Source organism: Cypionkella sp., assembly GCF_036782355.1.
Taxonomy (GTDB): domain Bacteria; phylum Pseudomonadota; class Alphaproteobacteria; order Rhodobacterales; family Rhodobacteraceae; genus Cypionkella.
Window position 1 is genome coordinate 1 of sequence record NZ_DAIPZF010000025.1, and the last position, 18174, is coordinate 18174.

General features: G+C 61.5%; 21 protein-coding genes. 14 read left to right on the top strand and 7 right to left on the bottom strand.

Annotated elements, in window-relative coordinates; all coding sequences use genetic code 11:
- The first annotated feature begins 100 nt into the window (after positions 1-100).
- Positions 101-619, top strand: coding sequence for a helix-turn-helix transcriptional regulator (locus tag V7Q10_RS10690; protein ID WP_333869083.1), 519 nt, complete (start codon positions 101-103; stop codon positions 617-619).
- Here the strand turns inward: V7Q10_RS10690 and V7Q10_RS10695 are convergent.
- Together V7Q10_RS10695 and V7Q10_RS10700 are read right to left on the bottom strand one after the other, a co-directional pair.
- Positions 604-972, bottom strand: a complete 369-nt coding sequence (locus tag V7Q10_RS10695; RefSeq protein ID WP_333869084.1) for a DUF2237 family protein — start codon at positions 970-972, stop codon at positions 604-606. The genes V7Q10_RS10690 and V7Q10_RS10695 overlap by 16 nt on opposite strands.
- 68 nt (positions 973-1040) lie before the next feature.
- On the bottom strand, positions 1041-1496 hold the full coding sequence (locus tag V7Q10_RS10700; protein WP_442885859.1) for a group III truncated hemoglobin: 456 nt from the start codon (positions 1494-1496) through the stop codon (positions 1041-1043).
- 184 nt (positions 1497-1680) lie between these two features.
- Between V7Q10_RS10700 and ileS the strand changes: the two genes are divergently transcribed.
- The 3 genes from ileS to V7Q10_RS10715 all read left to right on the top strand — a co-directional run bounded on the left by ileS (position 1681) and on the right by V7Q10_RS10715 (position 5990).
- Positions 1681-4599, top strand: a complete 2919-nt coding sequence (ileS, locus tag V7Q10_RS10705) for an isoleucine--tRNA ligase (protein ID WP_333869085.1) — start codon at positions 1681-1683, stop codon at positions 4597-4599.
- Positions 4600-4607: 8 nt separating this feature from the next.
- Entirely contained in the window at positions 4608-5075 is a 468-nt protein-coding gene (locus V7Q10_RS10710) for a methylated-DNA--[protein]-cysteine S-methyltransferase (protein ID WP_333869086.1), read from the top strand.
- Positions 5076-5153: 78 nt separating this feature from the next.
- Positions 5154-5990 carry a DMT family transporter gene (locus V7Q10_RS10715; RefSeq protein ID WP_333869087.1) on the top strand — a complete coding sequence of 279 codons (837 nt, stop codon included), beginning with the start codon at positions 5154-5156 and terminating at the stop codon, positions 5988-5990.
- Here V7Q10_RS10715 and V7Q10_RS10720 read toward each other — a convergent pair.
- The 4 genes from V7Q10_RS10720 to fsa form a co-directional block, all read right to left on the bottom strand.
- Positions 5987-6682: a CDP-alcohol phosphatidyltransferase family protein gene (locus V7Q10_RS10720; RefSeq protein WP_333869088.1), complete on the bottom strand. Its 696-nt coding sequence runs from the start codon at positions 6680-6682 to the stop codon at positions 5987-5989. The genes V7Q10_RS10715 and V7Q10_RS10720 overlap by 4 nt on opposite strands.
- A 100-nt stretch (positions 6683-6782) precedes the next feature.
- Positions 6783-7718, bottom strand: a complete 936-nt coding sequence (locus tag V7Q10_RS10725) for a tyrosine recombinase XerC (RefSeq protein WP_333869089.1) — start codon at positions 7716-7718, stop codon at positions 6783-6785.
- On the bottom strand, positions 7715-8407 hold the full coding sequence (locus V7Q10_RS10730) for a DUF484 family protein (protein ID WP_333869090.1): 693 nt from the start codon (positions 8405-8407) through the stop codon (positions 7715-7717). The genes V7Q10_RS10725 and V7Q10_RS10730 overlap by 4 nt, the downstream gene beginning before the upstream one ends.
- Before the next feature lie 98 nt (positions 8408-8505).
- The gene (gene fsa, locus V7Q10_RS10735) at positions 8506-9159 is read right to left on the bottom strand and encodes a fructose-6-phosphate aldolase (RefSeq protein WP_333869091.1); all 654 of its coding nucleotides are present in this window, start codon (positions 9157-9159) and stop codon (positions 8506-8508) included.
- A gap of 75 nt (positions 9160-9234) precedes the next feature.
- On the opposite strand from fsa, the gene V7Q10_RS10740 reads away from it, so the two are divergent.
- Both V7Q10_RS10740 and V7Q10_RS10745 read left to right on the top strand, forming a co-directional pair.
- Complete coding sequence (locus V7Q10_RS10740) at positions 9235-11427, top strand: primosomal protein N' (RefSeq protein ID WP_333869092.1); 2193 nt, start codon at positions 9235-9237, stop codon at positions 11425-11427.
- Between the two features lie 28 nt (positions 11428-11455).
- Entirely contained in the window at positions 11456-12328 is an 873-nt protein-coding gene (locus tag V7Q10_RS10745; protein ID WP_333869093.1) for a 50S ribosomal protein L11 methyltransferase, read from the top strand.
- A gap of 73 nt (positions 12329-12401) precedes the next feature.
- Here the strand turns inward: V7Q10_RS10745 and V7Q10_RS10750 are convergent, their stop codons facing one another.
- The gene (locus V7Q10_RS10750) at positions 12402-12605 is read right to left on the bottom strand and encodes a DUF1127 domain-containing protein (RefSeq protein ID WP_333869094.1); all 204 of its coding nucleotides are present in this window, start codon (positions 12603-12605) and stop codon (positions 12402-12404) included.
- A gap of 318 nt (positions 12606-12923) precedes the next feature.
- On the opposite strand from V7Q10_RS10750, the gene ruvC reads away from it, so the two are divergent.
- The 8 genes from ruvC to tolR all read left to right on the top strand — a co-directional run bounded on the left by ruvC (position 12924) and on the right by tolR (position 18170).
- Positions 12924-13442, top strand: a complete 519-nt coding sequence (ruvC, locus tag V7Q10_RS10755; protein WP_333869095.1) for a crossover junction endodeoxyribonuclease RuvC — start codon at positions 12924-12926, stop codon at positions 13440-13442.
- Positions 13439-14119 (top strand): Holliday junction branch migration protein RuvA, encoded by a 681-nt coding sequence (ruvA, locus tag V7Q10_RS10760; RefSeq protein WP_333869096.1) that lies wholly within the window; start codon positions 13439-13441, stop codon positions 14117-14119. The genes ruvC and ruvA overlap by 4 nt, the downstream gene beginning before the upstream one ends.
- The gene (gene ruvB, locus V7Q10_RS10765) at positions 14116-15144 is read left to right on the top strand and encodes a Holliday junction branch migration DNA helicase RuvB (protein WP_333869132.1); all 1029 of its coding nucleotides are present in this window, start codon (positions 14116-14118) and stop codon (positions 15142-15144) included. The genes ruvA and ruvB overlap by 4 nt, the downstream gene beginning before the upstream one ends.
- Positions 15145-15204: 60 nt before the next feature.
- Positions 15205-15819, top strand: coding sequence for a hypothetical protein (locus V7Q10_RS10770; RefSeq protein WP_333869097.1), 615 nt, complete (start codon positions 15205-15207; stop codon positions 15817-15819).
- Entirely contained in the window at positions 15816-16505 is a 690-nt protein-coding gene (locus V7Q10_RS10775; protein ID WP_333869098.1) for a DUF2161 family putative PD-(D/E)XK-type phosphodiesterase, read from the top strand. The genes V7Q10_RS10770 and V7Q10_RS10775 overlap by 4 nt, the downstream gene beginning before the upstream one ends.
- Positions 16502-16897: a tol-pal system-associated acyl-CoA thioesterase gene (ybgC, locus tag V7Q10_RS10780; protein ID WP_333869099.1), complete on the top strand. Its 396-nt coding sequence runs from the start codon at positions 16502-16504 to the stop codon at positions 16895-16897. The genes V7Q10_RS10775 and ybgC overlap by 4 nt, the downstream gene beginning before the upstream one ends.
- 112 nt (positions 16898-17009) lie before the next feature.
- A complete protein-coding gene (gene tolQ, locus V7Q10_RS10785) occupies positions 17010-17699 on the top strand; it encodes a protein TolQ (RefSeq protein ID WP_333869100.1) in 690 nt (229 codons plus the stop codon).
- A 3-nt stretch (positions 17700-17702) separates the two neighbouring features.
- Positions 17703-18170, top strand: coding sequence for a protein TolR (gene tolR / locus V7Q10_RS10790; RefSeq protein WP_333869101.1), 468 nt, complete (start codon positions 17703-17705; stop codon positions 18168-18170).
- The last annotated feature ends 4 nt before the right edge of the window (positions 18171-18174 follow it).

Consider the following 18174-nt stretch of genomic DNA (forward strand, 5'->3'; position numbering starts at 1 on the left):
CCAAGACGACCACGGCGACGACACCCGCAGCGAAGGGGATGACCATGACGGCGAGCGCCATGATTAAGGCCGCCGCCGCACCTGGGCTCAGGGAGGCTGCATGAAGCATCCGGCCTTTATCTTGGCGATCTTCGTGTTGCAGGCGCTTTGCGCGGTGTTTTTTGTCTCGGACATCCTGTCGTCGTTGATTGGCATCACCAGCAAACCGCTGCCGTGGCAATTGCGCGAGTTTATGGAGGTTTGGGCTGCCCTTGGTTTGGTGATTGGCCTTGTGCTGGGTGGGGCGATGCTGCGGGTGGCGATCAAGGCACGGCGCGCAGCCGAGCAGCGTCTAAGCCGCGCCTCGGGCGCCTTTATGGATCTGCTGGCGGCGAGTTTTGAAGATTGGGGCCTGACGCCTGCCGAAAAAGATGTGGCGCTTTTTGCCATCAAGGGTCTGTCTACACCCGAGATTGCGACCCTGCGCTGCACTTCCGAGGGCACCGTCAAGGCCCAGACCAATGCGATTTATCGCAAAGCTGGCGTGTCAGGGCGCACGCAGCTTTTAAGCCTGTTTATCGAAGATCTGATGCGCGACGAGGCCGGAACTCTGCGCTTGCCGGATCAATCGGCGGCGTAGGACTGCAAAATTTCAAGCGTCACCACGCTCAGGCTGCGCTGATGGGTGGCGGCAAGGTTTACGGGCGGGGCGACGCCCTCTTCATGGGCTTGCAGGAACCGGCTGGCGCAAAGGCACCATTGATCGCCCGGTTTCAGGCCTGCAAAGCTGTATTCCGGCCGCGGCGTTGACAAATCATTGCCCAGATAGCGCGAATAGGCCAGAAATTCTGCCGTGACCCGCACGCAGACCGTATGCAGGCCCTGATCCATCGGGCCGGTGTCACAACAGCCGTTGCGAAAAAATCCCGTCATCGGGCTGGTGGAACAAGGCATAAGGCTTTCGCCCAGAACGTTTAAAGATGGTGCGCGCATGGATCCTCCGCTGGGTTCAACCATAGCGTGATGTCGGCTTCAGTCCAATAGCCCAGAGCGCGTTTTCGTTAAAAGAGCCGTGGCGCCCCCGATGGCGCGCGCGCAGGCTCGAGCAGGCCATAGCGCAGCCCGCGCCCAATGCGGTGCGCCAGCGCCGACCAAGCCTGCGCCTGATCGGGCGCAAGCAGCCGCGCAAGGTTTTGGTCAAACAGGCCAAGCCAAGCGTCAAACATGCCCGGCCGCACATTGCCCGCCGCCTTATGCGCGGCCATCGGATTGCCGTCATAATCGCGCTGATGCAAAATGGCGTTGCACCAAAAGGCGGTGATCTTGGCCTCATGCGCGGGCCAATCGCCGACATGGGCGGCAAAGACCGCGCCCAGCTGCGGGTGGCGGCGCACATCGGCGTAAAAGGCGGTCACCACCGCCTGAATTTCGGTGGCCGTGATCGCAAAGCGGGCAGGGGGGGCGTGATCCATCGCGGCAAGATCGGGGCTTTGCTGTGGCATCACAAGGGGTCGCAACGTCGCAGGCCCCTTTACCGCCCGCTCGGCCTTTCCTATAAGGCGCGGATGGACCGCCAATTCGTGAGCATTTTCCGAATTATCGGCCCGGCGCTCTGAGCGATCAGACGCCGGGGTTTTGGTGCATGGCACCCCCTTCCCGATGGAGTTCGGGCCGATATTCTCAAGTTTAAGGACCGCCGCGATGTGCGCTGAGCAAACCACACCTGACTACCGCGATACCGTTTTTCTGCCCGAGACCGATTTTCCGATGCGCGCAGGCCTGCCGCAACGCGAGCCCGAGTGGCTTGCGCGCTGGGAAGAGATTGGGGTTTATGACCGTTTGCGCGAAAAAGCCGCCGGCCGGCCGGCCTTTACCCTGCATGACGGCCCCCCCTATGCCAACGGCCATCTGCACATCGGCCATGCGCTGAACAAGATCCTGAAGGATATGGTGGTGCGCAGCCAGCAGATGATGGGCAAAGACGCGCGCTATGTGCCGGGCTGGGATTGCCACGGCCTGCCGATCGAGTGGAAGATCGAGGAACAATACCGCGCCAAAGGGCTGAACAAAGACGACGTTGATGTGGTGGCCTTCCGTCAGGAATGCCGCAAGTTCGCCGAGGGTTGGATCGACATCCAGCGCGAGGAGTTCAAGCGCTTGGGCATCACCGGCAATTGGCCAAAGCCTTATCTGACGATGGATTACCACGCCGAGGCGGTGATCGCCGATGAATTCATGAAGTTCGTGATGAACGGCAGCCTGTATCAGGGCAGCAAGCCGGTGATGTGGTCGCCGGTGGAGAAGACCGCTTTGGCCGAGGCCGAGATCGAATATCACGATCATACCAGCCATATGATCTGGGTGCGGTTCCCTGTGTTGGCCGGGGCCTCCGGCGGGGATATTTTTGCCAAGATGAAAGCCGGGGTTGTGATCTGGACCACGACGCCTTGGACGATCCCGCAGAACCGTGCGGTGGCGTTTAACCCGGCGATTGCTTATGGGCTTTACCGCGTTGAGGCGGTTGGCGAGCATTCCACCGCTGTGGCGGGGGAGGTGATCCTTTTGGCGGATGCTTTGGCCGAGGCGGTGATGACGGCGGCCAAGGTCGAGCGCTTTGTGCGGCTGCAAGATGTGCCGGCCGATCAGTTGCAGGGCTTGGCTTTGGCGCATCCTTATCGCGGCATCGAGGCCGGTGCGGGCGAGTGGGATTATGATGTGCCGATGCTGGCGGGTGATCATGTGACCGATGATGCGGGCACGGGCTTTGTGCATACCGCGCCAAGCCATGGTGATGATGACTATCAGATGGGTCTGAAATATGGCCTGCCGATGACCTATAACGTCGAGGCCGATGGCAGCTATCGCGCCAGCCTGCCGCTGTTTGGCGGGCAGTTCATCATCAACGCGGACGGCAAAGAGGGTGCTGGCAATGTCAGCAATATCAAGGCGCTGCACGCGCAGGGGGCGCTGTTTGCAAAGGGCAAGCTGAAGCACAGCTATCCGCATTCTTGGCGGTCCAAAGCGCCGGTGATCTATCGCAACACGCCGCAGTGGTTCGTCGCGATCGACAAGCCCTTGGACGATGGCATGTCAAGCTATGGCGAGACGATCCGCCAGCGGGCGCTGACCTCGATCAACCAATTGGTGAGCTGGACGCCGATTGCCGGGCGCAACCGCTTGAACGCGATGATGGAGGCGCGGCCCGATTGGGTGCTGTCGCGGCAGCGCGCTTGGGGGGTGCCGCTGACTTGTTTTGTCAAGAAAGGCGCTTTGCCAACTGATGCTGATTTCCTGCTGCGCAACGCTGAGGTGAACGCGCGGATCAAGGCGGCCTTTGAGGCCGACAGTGCCGATGTTTGGTTTGTGGAGGGGTTCAAGGAAAAGATGCTGGAGGGCATCGTTGATCCGCAGGCCTATGACAAGGTCAATGACGTTTTGGACGTATGGTTCGATTCGGGGTCAACGCATGCCTTTGTTTTGCGCGACCGCGAGGATGGCAGCGTTGACGGCATTGCGGATTTGTATCTGGAGGGCACTGATCAGCACCGCGGTTGGTTCCATTCGTCGATGTTGCAGGCCTGTGGCACCAAGGGGCGCGCGCCCTATCGCGGGGTGCTGACGCATGGCTTTACGCTGGATGAAAAGGGCATGAAGATGTCCAAATCCATCGGCAATACCGTCGCACCTGAAGAGGTGATCAAGGAATATGGCGCGGATATTCTGCGGCTTTGGGTGGCGCAATCGGATTACACTGTTGATCTGCGCATCGGCAAAGAGATCTTGAAAGGCGTGGCCGACAGCTATCGCCGGCTGCGCAACACCATGCGCTTTGTCTTGGGCAATCTGGCGGGCTTTGACGAGGCCGAGCGGGTTGCCCCGGCCGATATGCCTGAGCTGGAGCAATGGGTGCTGCACCGTTTGGCGGAATTGGACGCCGAGGTGCGGGCGGGCTATGCGCGCTATGATTTCCAAGGCGTGTTTACCAAGCTGTTCACCTTTGCCACCACCGAGCTGTCTCAGGTCTATTTCGATGTGCGCAAAGACGCGCTTTATTGCGATGCGGCCGACAGTCTGCGCCGCCGTGCCGCGCGCAGCGTGCTGGATCTGCTGTTCCACCGTCTGACCACCTGGCTTGCGCCGGTGCTGGTCTTTACCATGGAAGACGTTTGGCTGTCGCGGTTCCCGCAGGCGGGCACCTCGGTGCATTTGCTGGATCTGCCCGAGACGCCGAGCGCGTGGCTCAACCCAGAGCTGGCCGCGAAATGGGAGGGCATTCGGGCCGTGCGCCGTGTGGTCAACGGTGCGCTGGAGGTGCAGCGCAGCGCCAAGGTGATTGGCGCCAGCCTTGAGGCCGCCCCGGTGGTGCATGTGGCTGATACCGCGATTTTGGCGGCGCTGAAATCGATCAACTTTGCCGAAGCCTGCATCACTTCGGGCATTCAGCTGACCGGCGATGCCATGCCCGATGAGGCCTTCCGTTTGCCCGATGTTGCGGGCGTGGGGGTGGTGTTTGAACATGCCTCGGGCGAGAAGTGCCAGCGCTGCTGGCAGATTTTGCCCGACGTTGGCAGCCACGCACATGCCCATACCTGCAAGCGCTGCAACGAGGCGCTGGGCTAGGCCGGCCTATGCCGCAGGCAGAGCCTTTGCAGCAGATGGTCTACCACTCGCCTTTGGGTGCCGTTGCGGTGGCCGAGGCGGGTGGGATGATCACGGGACTGTCGTGGAGCGGGCGGACGACGCAAGTCAGCCCGCTGTTGCGCGAGGCCTGTGCGCAGTTGGATGCCTATTTCGCGGGCAAGTTGCAGGATTTTGATCTGCCGCTGGATATGGGGCAGGGTTTTCAGGGCCAAGTGCGCCGCGCGATGGCGGCAATTCCCTTTGGCCAGACGCGGACCTATGGTGATTTGGCGCGCGAGATTGGCGTGCCTGCGCAGGCGATTGGTCAGGCCTGCGGGGCCAACCCGATTCCGATCCTGATCCCCTGCCACCGCGTGCTGGCGGCCACGGGCTTGGGCGGGTTTTCGGCCAAGGGCGGGGTCGATTCCAAGGTGTTTCTGCTGCGGCTGGAGGGGGCTGCGTCTTTGCTGATCTGAACTGGACCTATCGGCTGGGCTTGCCTGCGCCAGAACCGCCACGTAACAGTTTTGTGACAGACAACAGCAGGGCGGCCGATGAGCATTGCGATCCTTTTTGCCGTTCTGGGCTCGGCCTTTCTGCACGCGCTTTGGAATGGCCTGATCAAGACCGGAACCTCGCGCTTGGGCGCAATGGTGGTGCTGTCGATTGGCGAGGTGCCGATTGGGCTGACGGTGGCGATGTTTCGGCCCGGGCTGCTGCCTGAGGCGTGGAAATGGGTGCTGATGGCGGGCTGCGCGCATTTCTTTTACAAGTTTTTCCTGACCTATGCCTATGAGCGCGGCGATCTTTCGCGGGTCTACCCGATTGCGCGCGGGGCAGCGCCATTGGTGGTGGCGCTGGCGGGGCCGTTTTTGCTGAACGATCAGTTAAGCCTGCATGAATATGCCGGAATTGTGGTTTTGGGGGCGGGGATCTTGCTGATGGCGCAGGGGATTTTCAGCAATGGCGAGAACCGCAAGATGTTGCCTTTCGCGCTTGGCTCGGCCTGTGCGACGGCAAGCTATACGCTGCTGGACGGCACCGGCGCGCGGGTGGCAGGGGATGCGATTGCCTATGTGGCTTGGGTTTTTGTCGCAGATGGGGTGTTTTTTGCCAGCGGCATGCTGCTGTGGAAAGGCCTTGCGGTGCTGCCGCGTCAGGCGAAACCCTGGGGCACCGGCATGATTGCGGCGGCGGCCTCTTACGGGGCTTATGGCGTGTCGGTTTGGGCGATGACTAAGGCACCGATAGCGGTGGTGGCTGCGGTGCGCGAAACCTCGATCTTATTTGCGGTGCTGATCGGCTGGCTGGTGTTTGGCGAAAAAATGACGCGCGGCAAGGCGATTGCCGCCTGCGTGATTGTCAGCGGCGTGATCTTGACGCGGCTTTAGCGGCTGCGTTCGGGAAAGATTTGCTGCGCGATGCCTGCCAAGATCAGGTAAAGCGATGTCAAAGCCAGCCCCCAATGCGCGGCCCAGCCAATGTTGAAATCATGCCAAGCCGCCCAGCCCGCCAGCACGACCCAAAGGATCGAGGTGGGGAAGGTGATCTTATACCAGCGTTTGGTGCGGGTGGGGTGCACAAACTTCAGGTTCAGAAACATCGCCAGCGTCAGCAGCACCACGACCAAAAGCACCACCCACTGATGCGGTTTTTCCGCAAAAAGCACCAAAACCACCATGTTCCAGCAGGCCGGAAAGCCGGAAAAGCTTTTGTCCTTGGTCTTCATGCGGGTGTCAGAGAAATAGACCACCGAGCCATAGGTGATGGCGATGATCGCAAACCAGCCGGTCCAGCCCGCAAGCAGGCCCGATTTGAACAGCGCAAAGGCCGGAATGAAGACATAGGTCAGATAATCGACGATCAAATCCATCAGAACGCCGTCGTAGATCGGAAAGTTCTTGGGCGTATCCCAGCGCCGCGCCAGCGGGCCGTCGATGCCGTCCACAATCAGCGCCACCACCAGCCAAAGGAACATCAGGCTCCAGTTGCTTTCGACCGCTGCCAACATGGCAAACATCGACAGCACGGCGCCAGAGGCGGTCAACAGGTGAACAGAAAGGGCTTTGTAACGAATATCCATTTTCGCTTCATGCCTGAAATGCTTGGGTCAGGCAAGCCGTTGGCAGCCTGCACCCGCGCCACAGAGTGTCTTTATGTGCAATTGGGGGGATTGCCGCTTTTCAAAACTTTTGGGCGTGGGGATGCGCGCTGGCATAGGCTTGCATCAGCCGCGCAGTGTCGACCGAGGTATAGGCTTGGGTGGTTGACAGCGAGGCGTGGCCCAACAGCTCTTGGATGGCGCGCAGATCGCCGCCTGCCGACAAAAGATGGGTGGCAAAGGAATGGCGCAGCGCATGCGGGGTGGCGCTTGCGGGCAGACCCAGTTGCAGCCGCGCCTTTTCCATCACCAGCGCAATCAGCCTTGGGTTCAGCGCCCCGCCGCGCACGCCGCGAAACAGCGGCGCCTCGGGCGTCAGCGGATGCGGGCAAAGCCGCGCGTAGTCGGCCACCGCCGCGCGGGTGACGGGCAGGGTGGGCACGATGCGGGTCTTGCCGCCCTTGCCGGTGATGCGCAGCACCTCGGGCAGCGGATGCGCCGCCCCCGTCAGGCCCAAAGCCTCGGAGATTCGCAGACCGCAGCCATAAAGCAGCGTCAGCACCGCAATATCGCGCGCACCGACCCAAGCCGCGCTGGCCTGCTCGCCCACGCCCGAAATGATGTCGCGCGCGCCGTCTTCGCTTAGCGGGCGCGGCAGTTTGCGGCGGTATTTCGGGCTGCGGGCGGACAAAAGCGCTGTGACGTCGATGTCGTCGCGCTGGGCCAGCCATGCGGTAAAGCTTTTCACCGCCGAGAGCGCGCGGGCAAGGCTGCGCGCCGACAGACCGCGCGCGCGCTCTGCCGCCATCCAGGCCCGCAGGTCAGATTGGCTGATCTGGGCCAGCGCGCCCAAGCCTTCGGCCCCGCCCGCGTGCTGCGCCAGAAAGCCCAGAAATCCGGCCACATCGCGGTTATAGGCGGTAAGCGTTTGCTCTGCCGCGCCATCAAGTGCGCGCATGTGATCCAGCCAGCGCGCCAGCGCATCCCTTTGCGCGGGCGAGATGGCAAGGCTGGTCATGACAGCCAGCGGCGCATGGTGCGTTCAAACACCCCGGCAAAGAAGGTCAACAGATCGGTGCCATGGGTGACTTTGAACTGATGCGGGTCTTCTGCGCCCAGCACCAACATGCCGGGCAGACGGCCCTTGCCGAAATCCAGCTTCATCAGCGCTTCGGATCGGATATAGCCCGCGCGCTCGCCATAAAGCGCGTCCGAACTGGGCTGCACTTGCCGCAGCACGACAGGGCGCAGCGGCACATTGCGCCCGCCCGAGACATACTCGGCCACAAAGCCAGGCTCGCCGACGTAAAGCACATCGCCCAATTTGCGCAGCGCGGGCTCTTCGGCATTTTGCACCGATTCCAGCACCAAGCGCACGCAATCTACCCGCAGCGTGCCGGCAACATCACTGGCAAGGGTTTTCAGGAAATCTTCAAAACTCAGCGGATCCAGCAGCTGCATGATGGCGCGGTGAATTTGGTTGGTGCCAGCAAGGTTTTCATAGGCCGCTGCAATCACCGTGCGATGCGTGTCTTCCAGCCGATCAAGTCGGCCCTCCAAACGTTCCATCGCAATGCCACGCAGATCGACGATATTGCTGCCCATCAGCCGCTCATTCGCACTGATCAGCGCGTTCATCACATCACGGTCTTCCAGCAGAATTTCGGGTTCTGACAGGATGCGGTCGCGCAAGTCTTGGTCGATCATCGGAGCCTGCTTTTCTTGGGTGGCCCTACTCTAGCAGCAGCGGCCGCAGAATTCTTCATATTTTGTGGCGGGGCACGCGGCCCCGCCTAAAGGTCAGCTTACAGGATCTTTTGACCGGTTTTCGCCCAGTCTTTTTCAAACTGCGCCAGACCTGCGTCGGTCAGCGGGTGGTTGGCCAAGGCTTTGATCACCGAAGGCGGGGCGGTGATCACATCGGCCCCCACAAGCGCGCATTGGGTGATGTGGTTGACCGTGCGGATCGAGGCCGCAAGGATCTGGGTGTCAAAGCCGTAGTTGTCATAGATCTGACGGATATCGGAAATCAGCTCCATCCCGTCCATGTTGATGTCGTCCAGACGGCCGACGAAGGGCGAGATAAAGGTCGCGCCAGCTTTGGCCGCGATCAGCGCTTGGTTGGCCGAGAAGCACAGCGTCACATTGACCATGCGGCCTTCGCCTGACAGCACTTTGCACGCACGCAAGCCGTCCCAGGTCAGCGGCACTTTGACGGTGATGTTTGGCGCGATTTCGGCCAGCTTGCGGCCCTCGGCAATCATCTCATCGGCTTTGGTGGCGACCACTTCGGCCGAAACCGGCCCCGAGACGATCGAGCAGATTTCCTTGGTGACTTCCAGAATGTTGCGCCCAGATTTCAGGATGATCGACGGGTTTGTGGTCACACCGTCCACCATGCCAAGATCGTTCAGCTCGGCAATTGCAGCAACATCGGCGGTATCTACGAAGAATTTCATCGGTCAGGTCCTTTGGAAGGTTGTAGGGGCTCTCGCTGGGGTTTACCTCAAAAGGGCAGCATAGGGAAAGAGCGGATGCAAACGGAACGGGTCTATCAGGCCGGAGATTTGGTCGGCGTGCTGACCACCGAGCCTTTGGGCCGCACGCTGGACTATAAGGCCCCCGAAGGCGGCTGCGGCGACGGTGATTTTGTCGAGGTGCCTTTGGGGCCGCGTAAGGTGATCGGCGTGGTCTGGGGGCAGGGCGAGGGCAAGTTTGACCCCGCACGCATTCGCGCGATCTACCGCGTGCTGGACGCGCCGCCGATGCGGGCCGAAATGCGCAGCTTTCTGACCCGGGCGGCAGATTACACGCTGACGCCTTTGGCCGCGATGCTGCGGCTTGCGACCCGCGCGCCGGGCTTGGGTGATCCGCCCTCGATGCGCAAGATTTACCGCCTGACCGGTCATCTGCCCAACCAACTGACCGATGCGCGGTTTCGCGTCGTCGAGGCCCTGCGCCGCTTTGGTGGCGCCTCGGTAACCTTGGCCGAAGTGGCCGAAGAGGCGGGCTGCGGCACTTCGGTGGTCAAAGGGCTGGTCAAGCTGGGTGTGGTCGAAGAGGTCGAAGCCCCGCGCGATCTGCCCTATCCCGCACTGGCCACCCGCAGCACCACCCGGCTTGCGGGCGATCAGGTGGCGGCGGGCGATGCTTTGGTGGCCTTGGTCGCGCAGGGCGGATTTTCGGCGACCTTGCTAAAGGGGGTGACAGGGTCGGGCAAGACCGAAGTCTACCTTGAGGCGGTGGCAGAATGCCTGCGCGGGGGGCGCCAAGCCTTGGTGTTGTTGCCCGAGATTTCGCTGACCGCCGATTTCATCGCACGGGTCGAGACGCGCTTTGGCGCCAAGCCTGCCGAATGGCATTCAGGTGTGACGATGACCGAGCGGCGGCGGCTGTGGCGGATGGTGGGGCGCGGCGATGCGGGCTTTGTGGTCGGCGCGCGCTCGGCCTTGTTTTTGCCGTTTCAGGATCTGGGGCTGATCGTGGTCGATGAAGAACATGACACCTCGTATAAGCAAGAAGAGGGCGTGTTCTACAATGCCCGCGATATGGCGGTGCTGCGTGCAGCGATTGTTGGCGCGCCGATCGTGCTGGCCTCGGCCACGCCCAGCCTCGAGTCTTGGGCCAATGTCGAGGCCGGCAAATACGCCCGTCTTGATCTGGGCGCGCGCTTTGGGGCTGCGCAAATGCCGCAGATGCAGGCGATTGATATGCGCGCCGAAAAGCTTGGCGGCAATGAGTGGATCTCGCCAAAACTGGCCGCCGAGGTGACGGCGCGGATCGCCCGGCAAGAGCAGTCTTTGCTGTTCATCAACCGGCGTGGCTATGCGCCGATTACGCTGTGTCGCGCTTGTGGGCATCAGGTGGGCTGCGATGATTGCGACGCGCGCATGGTCGAGCATCGGTTTTTAAAGCGGCTGGTCTGCCATCAATGCGGTGCCACCAAACCGGTGCCCACCGAATGCCCCGCCTGCAAGGTCGAGGGCAAGATGGCCCCCGTCGGCCCCGGTGTCGAACGGCTGGCCGAAGAGGTGGCGGCCAAATTCCCCGACGCCCGACTTGCGGTGCTGTCCTCGGATCTTTTCGGCTCGGCCCGCGCGCTGAAAGAGCAGATCGCGCTGATCGCCGAAGGTGGGGCAGATATTATCATTGGCACGCAGATCGTCGCCAAGGGGCACAACTTTCCACTGCTGACATTGGTGGGGGTGATCGACGCCGATCTGGGCTTGCAAGGCTCTGATCTGCGCGCGGCCGAGCGCACCTTTCAGCTGATGCGGCAGGTGGCGGGGCGGGCAGGGCGGGCCGACAAACCCGGCACCGCGTTTTTGCAGACCTTTCAGCCCGAACATCCGGTGATCCGCGCCATTCTGGGCGGCGATGAAGAGGCGTTTTGGGCCGCCGAGGCGAGCGAGCGGCGGATCGCGGGCGTGCCGCCCTATGGCCGGATGGCGGGGATTATCCTGTCGGGGCCGGATGTGGCGCAGGTGTTTGACTTTGGTGCGGAACTGGCGCGGCGCGATGGGCCTTTGCGGCGCATTGGCGCGCAGGTCTTTGGCCCCGCCCCGGCGCCGATTGCCCGCGTGCGCGGACGCCACCGCGTGCGCCTGCTGGTCAAGGCCGAAAAGACCGCAGCGCTGCAACCGGCCTTGGCCGAATGGGTGGCGCAATTCAAGCTGCCGACAAACCTGCGGCTTTCCATCGACATCGACCCGCAAAGCTTTTACTAGGGCGCAACCTTAGAAAACTGGACACGCCATGCCAACTTTTACCGCCCTGACCACCCTGATGGGGGAAGACGCCGCCAATGCCTTGGCTGAAGCGATTGAAAAGATGGAGCCAGAGCCCACCGGCGTTGGCGTTTTCGAGATCGAAGACGATTCGGGTCTATGGGAAGTGGGCGCCTATTTCCTAGAGCAGCCGAACTCTGCGCTGTTGGATGTTCTGGCGATGGCCTTTGACGCCAAGCCCTTTGCTCTGTCGGAATTGCCCGAAATTGACTGGGTCGCCAAAGTCCGCCGCGAACTGTCGCCCGTCGAGGCGGGTCGGTTCTTTGTCTTTGGCAGCCATGATGCCGACAAGGTTCCCGCCGACAAGATCGCCTTGCAGATCGAGGCGACGGTGGCCTTTGGCACCGGCCACCATGGCACCACGCTGGGCTGTTTGCGCGCCTTTGATCGGCTTTATGAAGGCGGATTCCGCCCTGCCAAAGTGGCCGATATTGGCGCAGGCACTGCCGTTCTGGCGATGGCGGCGGCCTCGGTTTTGCCCGACGCTTTGGTGATCGCTTCGGATATCGACGAAGTTGCGGTGGATGTGGCTGTGGCCAATGTGGCGATCAACCATATGGAAGGCCGCATCGAATGTCTGGAGGCGGCAGGCTTTGGCCACCCGCGTCTTGCCGAAGCAGCCCCCTTTGATCTGGTTTTTGCCAATATCCTGAAGGGGCCGCTGATCCAGCTTGCGCCGCCAATGGCGGCACATCTGGCCAAAGACGGTTTGATCATCCTGTCGGGGCTTTTGGTGGTGCAGGCCGAAGCGGTGACGGCGGCCTATGTTGCCGCCGATTTCACGCCTGTGACCCGCGACGATATCGGCGAATGGTCGACCTTAGTTTTGCGCCGCAACTAAGCCTGCGGCGGGCATGAAAAAAAGGGTCGGTGCCTGACTGGCGCCGACCCTTTTTGATGCGGAACGATCGGGCTTAGCGGCCGATGGTTTCCAGATCGCCACGGCACAGGCCGATATCGTCAAGCTCGCGGTCCGAAAGCTTGCCAAGGGCGTTGCGGGTGATCCGGCCATCGTTCCAAGTTGCCAGATTGGCCAAAACCTCGGTGACGAATTGTACGGTGCGGAAGATCGAGATGGCGCCAAACGGCGCCGCGCGGGACGACTCATAGGCGGCCATTGCGGTATTCCTTTCGAAGGATAAAAACTGCCAAACACCCTGTCTGGCATGACGGCTATCTAGCTATGCTGCATCTGCGAAGCAATGGGGGTCTGAGCATGGCTGCATTGCGCCCAATGCATAGCCATTTGCCACAATTTCGCCGCTATTTATTAGGCGTTTTGTGAACAACGGGGTGTTTTGTCGTTTTCTCGCGACGGCCTGTCGCTTTGCTGCACCTGCATAATAAACCCGATACAAAACCGCAATATTTAATTTAACTTGGCGGATGTTCCCTTTTCGTGCTAATTCACCTCAAAAGCAGAATAAGGGGCAAGTATGCGGGTTTTGGGGATTGATCCGGGCTTGCGCAACCTTGGGTGGGGCGTGATCGACGTGACCGGCTCGCGGTTAAGCCATGTTGCCAATGGCATTTGCCACAGCACGCGCGGCGACGAGGTGGGGGATTTGGCCCAGCGTTTGGTGTCGCTGCACAGCCAGCTTACCGAAGTTTTGCGCGCATTTTCCCCCGATGCGGCGGCGGTGGAACATACCTTTGTCAACAAAGACGCGGTGGCGACGCTGAAACTTGGCCAAGCCCGAGGCATTGCGCTTTTGGTTCCGGCGCAATTTGGCCTGACAGTGGGGGAATATGCGCCCAATGCGGTCAAGAAATGCGTGGTGGGTGTGGGTCATGCCGCCAAACAGCAGGTGGATCATATGGTCAAGCTGCAATTCCCCGGCGTCACGATTGCGGGGCCGGATGCGGCAGACGCCTTGGCGATTGCGATTTGTCATGCGCATCATATGCAAAGCGCGGGCCGCTTGGCGGCAGCAGTGAAAAGGGCAGCAGGATGATTGGCAAGCTTTCGGGGCGGCTGGATTGGCGCGGCAGCGATCAGGTGCTGATCGACGTGCGCGGTGTGGGCTATATCGTTTATGTCTCGGAGCGGACATTAGCAGGTCTGCCCAGTCTGGGCGAGGCGGTCTCGCTTTATACCGATCTGGTGGTGCGCGAAGATTTGCTACAGCTGTTCGGCTTTGCCAGCATGATCGACAAGGAATGGCACAAGCTTTTGACCACAGTGCAGGGCGTAGGCGCAAAGGCTGCGCTGGCGATCATGGGCACTTTGGGCGCTGAAGGTGTGGCGCGTGCGATCAACCTTGGCGATCAGCGCGCAATTCAATCGGCGCAGGGCGTGGGGCCGAAACTGGCGCAGCGGGTCATTTTAGAGCTGAAGGCCAAGGCCCCCAACATGATGGCACTGGGGTCGACGATGTCGGGTCTGGCCGATGCGGGCGATGTGGTGCTGGAACCCTTGGGCGAACCCATGGCCCGCAAGGCCCCGCCACCACCACCGCAAGCCGGACGCGCCAGCTTTACCGCTGATGCCTTGTCGGCGCTGATCAACCTTGGCTATGGTCAGGGTGATGCGGCGCAGGCGGTCTCGACCGTGGCCGCAGATCTGCCCGAGGCCGACACCCAAGCGCTGATCCGTGGCGCGCTGAAACTGCTTGCACCAAAGGCGCGCTGATGAACCCTGATCCCGCTTTGCGCCCCGAAAAGCTGCCCGAAGATTTTGACCGCGCGCTGCGGCCGCAGGTGCTGGAAGATTTCGTCGGCCAAGCCGAGGCCCGCGCCAATCTGCGTGTCTTTATCGAAAGCGCCAAGATCCGCGGCGAGGCGATGGATCACACGCTGTTTCACGGCCCCCCCGGACTGGGCAAGACCACGCTGGCGCAGATCATGGCGCGCGAACTGGGGGTGGGGTTTCGCATGACCTCGGGTCCGGTGCTGGCCAAGCCCGGCGATCTGGCGGCGATTTTGACCAATCTTGAAGCCAATGATGTGCTGTTTATCGACGAGATCCACCGCCTTAGCCCCGTGGTCGAAGAGGTGCTTTATCCGGCGATGGAGGATTTCGCGCTGGATCTGGTGATCGGCGAGGGGCCTGCCGCGCGCACGGTGCGGATTGATTTGCAGCCCTTTACGCTGGTGGGGGCGACGACGCGGCTGGGCCTGTTGACCACGCCTTTGCGCGACCGCTTTGGCATTCCGACGCGGTTGCAGTTTTATACCGAAGACGAGCTGGATCTGATCGTCACCCGCGGCGCGCGGCTGCTTGGCATCCAGTCAGACCCCGAAGGCACGCGCGAGATTGCGATGCGGGCACGTGGCACGCCGCGCATCGCCGGACGCTTGTTGCGCCGGGTGGTGGATTTTGTCACCGTCGAGGGCGATGGCCGCCTGACCCGCGCGATTGCCGACCGCGCGCTGACGCGGCTTGGGGTGGATAACATCGGGCTTGATGGCGCGGACCGTCGCTATATCAGCCTGTTGGCAGAGCATTATGGCGGCGGGCCGGTGGGCGTGGAAACCATCGCCGCCGCTCTGTCCGAGGCGCGCGACGCGATTGAAGAGGTGATCGAGCCCTATCTTTTGCAGCAAGGCCTGATCCAGCGTACCCCGCGCGGGCGGATGCTGGCGGCGCGGGCTTGGCGCCACATGGGGCTAGAGCCGCCGAAACCGCCGGGCCAAAGCGATCTTTTCGAGGCATAGCAGGCTTGCATCTGACCGCGCAACATTGCATCCCAGCCCTGATCAAACCGCGAGGCAAACATGTCACCACAAGAGGTTGAAGCCTTCTTTACCCGCTCGGACGGCAGCTATCTGTTTGCGCGCTGGGGCCGCCCGATTGTGCCGGTGGTCTTTGGCGTCGATGATGCAACGCTGGGCGTCGTCAAGGGCGCGATCGAGGCGGTGGTGGCGCTGGCAGGCCATAGCATGGCAGAAACCGACCCCGAACTTGGCGCCAATCTGATGGTGTTTTTCATTCGCGATTGGGCGGAATTGCCGCCGGTGCCGAAACTTGATCATCTGATCCCCGATCTTGGCCCGCTGTGCGCGCGGCTGGCGCAGGCCGATGCCAACCAATACCGCCTGTTCCGCTTTGATGCCGATGGCGCGATTAAGGCGGCTTTTGTGTTTTTGCGCATGGACGCGCATTTGTCGGACATGCCTGCCGAAGATCTGGCCTTGGCGCAGGCCGCCCAAGTGATCTGCCTGTGGTCAGACCGTGCCTTTGCGCAGTCTTCGCCCTTGGCGCGGGTTGGTGCGCAGGTGATCTTGCGGCCCGATGTTGGCGACATCATTCGTGCGGCCTATCATCCGATGCTGCCAAAAGTGGCGCGCGATGCTTCGCATGCCTTGCGGATTGCAGCGCGGCTGCCATGAAAGAGGCCGAGCTTTACCCCGATCTGAAAGCCTATCTTGAGGCGCAGGGCTATGAGGTAAAGGCCGAAATCGGCGCTTGCGATCTGATGGCGCGGCGGGGGGATGACCCTGCGGTGGTGGTCGAGATGAAGACCTCGTTTTCGCTGGCCTTGGTGATGCAGGGTGTGGCGCGTCAAGCGATGTTTGATGATGTCTATCTGGCGGTTCCGGTGGCGGAAAAGGGCTGGAAACTGCGGTATAAGGATATTGTGGCGCTGTGTCGGCGGCTGGGGCTGGGGCTGCTTGCGGTCAAGCCGGGGCAGGGGGTCGAGGCGCATCTGGACCCCGCCCCCTATCAGCCGCGCCGCGCCACTGCGCGCGCAGGCCGCTTGCTGCGCGAATTTGAACGGCGGGTGGGCGACCCCAATATTGGCGGCACCACGGGCGTCAAACGCATGACCGCCTACCGCCAAGACGCGCTGCGGCTTTTGGGCGGCTTGGCGCAGGGGCCTTTGCGCGCCGCCGATCTGGCCCGCGCCACCGGGGTTGCGCGCGCCCGCGTGCTGATGGCCGCCGATCACTACGGCTGGTTTGAACGGGTGGCGCATGGCATCTATGGGCTGACGCCCAAAGGCGTGGCCGCTTGCGCGGCGCATCAGGCAGATATCGCCCAGCTTTGCGCTGGCAGAAAGGCAGATCAGGCATGAACGCGGCTCATCGTTTTGCCCTGCGGGTCTATTACGAAGACACCGATCTGGCAGGGATCGTGTATTACGCCAATTATCTGAAGTTCATCGAACGCGGCCGCTCGGAATGGGTGCGCGGCTTGGGGATCGATCAGGGCAAGCTAAAGGCCGAGACCGGCGTGGTCTTTGCGGTGCGCCGTGTGCTGGCTGATTATCTGAAACCCGCGGTCTATGACGATGCTTTGGTGGTGGAAACAAGGCTGCAATCTTTGGGCAATGCGCGGATAGATTTGCAGCAATCGGTGCTGCGCGACACGCAAGTTTTGTTCACCGCCGAGGTGACTTTGGTCTGCATGGGCGCAGACGGCAAAGCCGCCCGTATCCCGCAAGCCCTGCGCGCCGCACTCGCCTAAGGCGAATTATTGCGCGCGCACGCCAATGTGTTGGCAATCCGCTTTAAACCTTGATAGAATCAGCGCAATAGGCGGTCGAAGAACCGCGACAACTTGAGCAGGCGTAAAGAACATGGAAGCCACCGTTATGGCGCAAGAGATTGATTTCTCTATGCTCGCCCTATTTGCCCGTGCCACAATCACGGTCAAAATCGTTATGATCATGCTGATCGGCATGTCGGTCTGGTCTTGGTCGATCATCATCAGCAAGCATATTCTGTTCCGCAATGCGCGCGGCGAGGCGACGATTTTCGATCGCGCCTTTTGGTCGGGCGAGCCGCTGGATGAATTGTTCGAGAAAATCGGCGCCGACCCGCAGGGGCAATCGGAAAAGATTTTCGCCGCAGGCATGCTGGAATGGCGGCGCAGTCACCGGCAGGATGGCGGGCTGATTGCCGGCGCGCAAAGCCGGATTGACCGCGCGATGGATGTGGCGATTGCCCGTCAAAGCGAGGCGCTGAACAAGGGGCTGTCCTTCCTTGCGACGGTTGGGGCCACAGCGCCTTTCATTGGCCTGTTCGGCACGGTCTACGGCATCATGCACGCTTTTACCGAAATTGCGGCCTCGAAAAACACCGATCTTGCCACCGTCGCCCCCGGCATTGCCGAGGCGCTGATGGCCACGGGCATTGGCCTGATCGCGGCTATTCCGGCGGTGATCTTTTACAACAAGCTGAACGCGGATTCCGAGCATATCGTTTCGGGCTACGAGGCTTTTGCCGATGAATTTGCCACCATCCTGTCGCGCCAGTTGGACGCTTAAGCCATGGGCGCGGGGGTAGCAAAAAAATCGGGTGGCGGTGGGCGACGCGGACGGCGGCGGGGCACGGCTCCGGCGATGGCTGATATCAACATCACGCCCTTTGTCGATGTGATGTTGGTGCTGTTGATCATCTTTATGGTGACTGCGCCAATGTTGACGGTGGGCGTGCCGCTTGAACTGCCGAAATCTGCGGCCGCCAGCCTGCCGACCGAACAGGAACCGCCCTTGACGATTTCGCTGACCGCCGATGGCTTGGTGATGATCCAGACCACCGAAGTGCCAGAGGATCAGCTGATCCCCAAGCTGCGCGCGATTGCCGAGACCCGCAAATCTGACAAGGTGTTTTTGCGCGCAGATGGCGCTTTGCCCTATACCCGCGTGGCGGCGGTGATGGGCGCGCTGTCGGCGGGCGGCTTTAATAACATCGGCCTTGTCACCGATACCGGTGGTGCTGCGATGGGCGGCAACTAGGCGC

Bases quoted from the DNA above. Each gene is read 5' to 3' on its own strand.
- V7Q10_RS10725 (WP_333869089.1), bottom strand. From the start codon at position 7,718: ATGACCAGCCTTGCCATCTCGCCCGCGCAAAGGGATGCGCTGGCGCGC.
- V7Q10_RS10715 (WP_333869087.1), top strand. From the start codon at position 5,154: ATGAGCATTGCGATCCTTTTTGCCGTTCTGGGCTCGGCCTTTCTGCAC.
- tolQ (WP_333869100.1), top strand. From the start codon at position 17,010: ATGGAAGCCACCGTTATGGCGCAAGAGATTGATTTCTCTATGCTCGCC.
- V7Q10_RS10745 (WP_333869093.1), top strand. From the start codon at position 11,456: ATGCCAACTTTTACCGCCCTGACCACCCTGATGGGGGAAGACGCCGCC.
- ruvA (WP_333869096.1), top strand. From the start codon at position 13,439: ATGATTGGCAAGCTTTCGGGGCGGCTGGATTGGCGCGGCAGCGATCAG.
- V7Q10_RS10690 (WP_333869083.1), top strand. From the start codon at position 101: ATGAAGCATCCGGCCTTTATCTTGGCGATCTTCGTGTTGCAGGCGCTT.
- fsa (WP_333869091.1), bottom strand. From the start codon at position 9,159: ATGAAATTCTTCGTAGATACCGCCGATGTTGCTGCAATTGCCGAGCTG.
- V7Q10_RS10695 (WP_333869084.1), bottom strand. From the start codon at position 972: ATGCGCGCACCATCTTTAAACGTTCTGGGCGAAAGCCTTATGCCTTGT.
- V7Q10_RS10750 (WP_333869094.1), bottom strand. From the start codon at position 12,605: ATGGCCGCCTATGAGTCGTCCCGCGCGGCGCCGTTTGGCGCCATCTCG.
- V7Q10_RS10720 (WP_333869088.1), bottom strand. From the start codon at position 6,682: ATGGATATTCGTTACAAAGCCCTTTCTGTTCACCTGTTGACCGCCTCT.
- tolR (WP_333869101.1), top strand. From the start codon at position 17,703: ATGGGCGCGGGGGTAGCAAAAAAATCGGGTGGCGGTGGGCGACGCGGA.
- V7Q10_RS10775 (WP_333869098.1), top strand. From the start codon at position 15,816: ATGAAAGAGGCCGAGCTTTACCCCGATCTGAAAGCCTATCTTGAGGCG.
- V7Q10_RS10740 (WP_333869092.1), top strand. From the start codon at position 9,235: ATGCAAACGGAACGGGTCTATCAGGCCGGAGATTTGGTCGGCGTGCTG.
- ileS (WP_333869085.1), top strand. From the start codon at position 1,681: ATGTGCGCTGAGCAAACCACACCTGACTACCGCGATACCGTTTTTCTG.
- ruvC (WP_333869095.1), top strand. From the start codon at position 12,924: ATGCGGGTTTTGGGGATTGATCCGGGCTTGCGCAACCTTGGGTGGGGC.
- V7Q10_RS10730 (WP_333869090.1), bottom strand. From the start codon at position 8,407: ATGATCGACCAAGACTTGCGCGACCGCATCCTGTCAGAACCCGAAATT.
- ybgC (WP_333869099.1), top strand. From the start codon at position 16,502: ATGAACGCGGCTCATCGTTTTGCCCTGCGGGTCTATTACGAAGACACC.
- V7Q10_RS10710 (WP_333869086.1), top strand. From the start codon at position 4,608: ATGCCGCAGGCAGAGCCTTTGCAGCAGATGGTCTACCACTCGCCTTTG.
- V7Q10_RS10770 (WP_333869097.1), top strand. From the start codon at position 15,205: ATGTCACCACAAGAGGTTGAAGCCTTCTTTACCCGCTCGGACGGCAGC.